This is a genomic window from Psychrobacter sp. 4Dc (assembly GCF_002836715.1).
GTDB lineage: Bacteria > Pseudomonadota > Gammaproteobacteria > Pseudomonadales > Moraxellaceae > Psychrobacter.
In genome coordinates, this window is sequence record NZ_PJAT01000026.1 from 1 (window position 1) to 5,172 (window position 5,172).

At 49.0% G+C, this 5,172-nt stretch carries 2 tRNA genes and 2 rRNA genes; all 4 read left to right on the forward strand.

Annotation, left to right across the window (positions count from 1 at the left end):
* Positions 1-246 precede the first annotated feature (246 nt).
* Positions 247-1,785, forward strand: a 16S ribosomal RNA gene (locus CXF61_RS01720).
* A 75-nt stretch (positions 1,786-1,860) separates the two neighbouring features.
* A tRNA-Ile gene (locus CXF61_RS01725) sits at positions 1,861-1,937 on the forward strand.
* Between the two features lie 9 nt (positions 1,938-1,946).
* Positions 1,947-2,022: transfer RNA gene (locus CXF61_RS01730), tRNA-Ala, on the forward strand.
* A 346-nt stretch (positions 2,023-2,368) separates the two neighbouring features.
* Positions 2,369-5,172 (forward strand): 23S ribosomal RNA (locus CXF61_RS01735); the annotation flags it as partial.

Genomic DNA, 5,172 nt, shown 5'->3' on the forward strand with positions numbered 1-5,172 from the left:
GACAGTGTCAGACATTATTTAAAAGCATAACTAAAGAACAACTTGTGTGGATTTTTGCTGATTCAGAATGCTAAAAAATAAAGTTGACTATCTTTTCTTTTCGGAAAGATTATTAACTATAAAAATTATCATTTAAGACAGCAGAAAAACTCAAAGTTAATTCATTACGAACATAATTTTTAGCGATTTTGCCAGATTAGATGAGCCAAGTTTAGAAGCTTCTTTAAAGAGCTTCATAGCAAGATTAAACTGAAGAGTTTGATCATGGCTCAGATTGAACGCTGGCGGCAGGCTTAACACATGCAAGTCGAGCGGAAACGATGGTAGCTTGCTACCAGGCGTCGAGCGGCGGACGGGTGAGTAATACTTAGGAATCTACCTAGTAGTGGGGGATAGCACGGGGAAACTCGTATTAATACCGCATACGACCTACGGGAGAAAGGGGGCAGTTTACTGCTCTCGCTATTAGATGAGCCTAAGTCGGATTAGCTAGATGGTGGGGTAAAGGCCTACCATGGCGACGATCTGTAGCTGGTCTGAGAGGATGATCAGCCACACCGGGACTGAGACACGGCCCGGACTCCTACGGGAGGCAGCAGTGGGGAATATTGGACAATGGGGGAAACCCTGATCCAGCCATGCCGCGTGTGTGAAGAAGGCCTTTTGGTTGTAAAGCACTTTAAGCAGTGAAGAAGACTCTTCGGTTAATACCCGGAGACGATGACATTAGCTGCAGAATAAGCACCGGCTAACTCTGTGCCAGCAGCCGCGGTAATACAGAGGGTGCAAGCGTTAATCGGAATTACTGGGCGTAAAGCGAGCGTAGGTGGCTTGATAAGTCAGATGTGAAATCCCCGGGCTTAACCTGGGAACTGCATCTGAAACTGTTAGGCTAGAGTAGGTGAGAGGGAAGTAGAATTTCAGGTGTAGCGGTGAAATGCGTAGAGATCTGAAGGAATACCGATGGCGAAGGCAGCTTCCTGGCATCATACTGACACTGAGGCTCGAAAGCGTGGGTAGCAAACAGGATTAGATACCCTGGTAGTCCACGCCGTAAACGATGTCTACTAGTCGTTGGGTCCCTTGAGGACTTAGTGACGCAGCTAACGCAATAAGTAGACCGCCTGGGGAGTACGGCCGCAAGGTTAAAACTCAAATGAATTGACGGGGGCCCGCACAAGCGGTGGAGCATGTGGTTTAATTCGATGCAACGCGAAGAACCTTACCTGGTCTTGACATATCTAGAATCCTGCAGAGATGCGGGAGTGCCTTCGGGAATTAGAATACAGGTGCTGCATGGCTGTCGTCAGCTCGTGTCGTGAGATGTTGGGTTAAGTCCCGCAACGAGCGCAACCCTTGTCCTTAGTTACCAGCGGGTTAAGCCGGGAACTCTAAGGATACTGCCAGTGACAAACTGGAGGAAGGCGGGGACGACGTCAAGTCATCATGGCCCTTACGACCAGGGCTACACACGTGCTACAATGGTAGGTACAGAGGGCAGCTACACAGCGATGTGATGCGAATCTCAAAAAGCCTATCGTAGTCCAGATTGGAGTCTGCAACTCGACTCCATGAAGTAGGAATCGCTAGTAATCGCGGATCAGAATGCCGCGGTGAATACGTTCCCGGGCCTTGTACACACCGCCCGTCACACCATGGGAGTTGATTGCACCAGAAGTGGATAGCTTAACCTTCGGGGAGGCGTTCACCACGGTGTGGTTGATGACTGGGGTGAAGTCGTAACAAGGTAGCCGTAGGGGAACCTGCGGCTGGATCACCTCCTTATAGACGCATTCGGTCAGCAAGAATTCACAACAAGTTGTTCTTTAGTTTAAGCTTACGTTTTTAACAAACGTATTAGGGTCTGTAGCTCAGCTGGTTAGAGCACCGTGTTGATAACGCGGGGGTCGGTGGTTCAAGTCCACCTAGACCCACCATTTTACAATGGGGCCATAGCTCAGTTGGTAGAGCGCCTGCCTTGCACGCAGGAGGTCAACGGTTCGACTCCGTTTGGCTCCACCACTACTAAGACGGTTAAGTAAGCTTTAGATGCTAATAAATAAATAGGTATTAAATAGAAACAAGTGATTGTGATTGATTACTTCTTTCTGTTTTATACAGAATCTGTGACTCGACGAGAGCATAGAGACTATTTAAAAACATAGATATGAGTCTGGGTTAGGAAGAGCGTGTTCACGCGCACTTCTTAACCTTAATAACTCACCTCTTAACGACATCAGTTGTTATCCCAGGGGTGAGTTATTAAAAAAGTAAAGAGAACTGAATCAAGCGTATAAACATAGGTGATATCGTTATCATAATTAGATTGTATGACACTTAGAAGTCGAAAGACTACTTGGGGTTGTATGGTCAAGTAATGAAGCGCACATGGTGGATGCCTTGGCAGTCAGAGGCGATGAAAGACGTGACAGCCTGCGATAAGCTTCGGGGAGGCGGCAATATCCTGTGATCCGGAGATTTCTGAATGGGGAAACCCACTTACCATAAGGTAGGTATCCTAATTTATTAGGAAGCGAACGAGGGGAAGTGAAACATCTCAGTACCCTTAGGAATAGACATCAATTGAGATTCCCCTAGTAGCGGCGAGCGAACGGGGAGAAGCCGATTAATTCTAATGTAGAAGAACAGCGTGGGAAAGCTGACCGTAGTAGGTGATAGTCCTGTATTCGAAACATTAGAGTTAACATATTAAGTAGAGCGGGGCACGAGAAATCCTGTTTGAAGATGGGGGGACCATCCTCCAAGGCTAAATACTCCTGACTGACCGATAGTGAACCAGTACCGTGAGGGAAAGGCGAAAAGAACCCCTGTGAGGGGAGTGAAATAGAACCTGAAACCGTGTGCGTACAAGCAGTGGGAGCCCACTTGTTGGGTGACCGCGTACCTTTTGTATAATGGGTCAGCGACTTATATTCTGTAGCAAGGTTAACCGTTTAGGGGAGCCGTAGGGAAACCGAGTCTTAATAGGGCGTTTAGTTGCAGGGTATAGACCCGAAACCGAGTGATCTATCCATGAGCAGGTTGAAAGTGCCGTAACAGGCACCGGAGGACCGAACCCACTGTCGTTGAAAAGCCAGGGGATGACTTGTGGATAGGGGTGAAAGGCTAATCAAACTCGGTGATAGCTGGTTCTCCCCGAAAGCTATTTAGGTAGCGCCTCGGACGAACACCATTGGGGGTAGAGCACTGTTTCGGCTAGGGGGTCATACCGACTTACCAAACCGATGCAAACTCCGAATACCGATGAGTGATATCCGGGAGACACACGGTGGGTGCTAACGTCCATCGTGGAGAGGGAAACAACCCAGACCGCCAGCTAAGGCCCCAAATTCCTAGTTAAGTGGGAAACGAGGTGGGAAGGCATAGACAGCTAGGAGGTTGGCTTAGAAGCAGCCATCCTTTAAAGAAAGCGTAATAGCTCACTAGTCGAGTCGGCCCGCGCGGAAGATGTAACGGGGCTCAAACTAGGAGCCGAAGCTGCGGATTTGAATTTGTTTTCAAGTGGTAGGGGAGCGTTGTGTAAGCCTGTGAAGGTGTGTTGTAAAGCATGCTGGAGGTATCACAAGAGCGAATGCTGACGTGAGTAACGATAATGCGAGTGAAAAGCTCGCACGCCGGAAGATCAAGGGTTCCAGTCCAACGTTAATCGGGGCTGGGTGAGTCGACCCCTAAGGCGAGGCCGAAAGGCGTAGTCGATGGGAAATCGGTTAATATTCCGATACTTGTTTATAATGCGATGGAGGGACGGAGAAGGTTATGTCAGCCTGGCGTTGGTTGTCCAGGTGAAAGGATGTAGGTTTATAGCTTAGGTAAATCCGGGCTATTTTATACCGAGATCTGATAGCAAGCTGTACTTGTACAGCGAAGTGGCAAATACCATGCTTCCAGGAAAAGCTTCTAAGCAATAGTTATAAACGAATCGTACCCTAAACCGACACAGGTGATCAGGTAGAGAATACCAAGGCGCTTGAGAGAACTCTGCTGAAGGAACTAGGCAAAATGGTACCGTAACTTCGGGAGAAGGTACGCTGTTGATGGTGATAGGACTTGCTCCTTGAGCTGTTGGCAGTCGCAGATACCAGGCTGCTGCAACTGTTTATTAAAAACACAGCACTCTGCAAACACGAAAGTGGACGTATAGGGTGTGATGTCTGCCCGGTGCTGGAAGGTTAATTGATGGGGTTAGCGTAAGCGAAGCTCTTGATCGAAGCCCCAGTAAACGGCGGCCGTAACTATAACGGTCCTAAGGTAGCGAAATTCCTTGTCGGGTAAGTTCCGACCTGCACGAATGACATAATGATGGCAGCGCTGTCTCCAGCAGAGACTCAGTGAAATCGAAATCGCAGTGAAGATGCTGTGTACCCGCGGCTAGACGGAAAGACCCCGTGAACCTTTACTACAGCTTTACATTGAACTTTGACCTGACTTGTGCAGGATAGGTGGGAGGCTTTGAAGCCGAGACGCTAGTCTTGGTGGAGCCAATCTTGAAATACCACCCTGGTCATGTTGGGGTTCTAACTCAGGTATAACAATACCGAGGACAATGTATGGTGGGTAGTTTGACTGGGGCGGTCTCCTCCTAAAGAGTAACGGAGGAGTACGAAGGTGCGCTCAGACCGGTCGGAAATCGGTCGTAGAGTATAAAGGCAAAAGCGCGCTTAACTGCGAGACCCACAAGTCGAGCAGGTACGAAAGTAGGTCTTAGTGATCCGGTGGTTCTGTATGGAAGGGCCATCGCTCAACGGATAAAAGGTACTCTGGGGATAACAGGCTGATACCGCCCAAGAGTTCATATCGACGGCGGTGTTTGGCACCTCGATGTCGGCTCATCTCATCCTAGGGCTGAAGCAGGTCCTAAGGGTATGGCTGTTCGCCATTTAAAGAGGTACGCGAGCTGGGTTTAGAACGTCGTGAGACAGTTCGGTCCCTATCTACCGTGGGCGTTGGAAATTTGAGAGGATCTGCTCCTAGTACGAGAGGACCAGAGTGGACGAACCTCTGGTGTTCGGGTTGTCACGCCAGTGGCATTGCCCGGTAGCTACGTTCGGATGGGATAACCGCTGAAAGCATCTAAGCGGGAAGCCCACCTCAAGATTAGATTTCCCTAAAGAGCCGTTCAAGACTAGGACGTTGATAGGCAGGGTGTGGAAG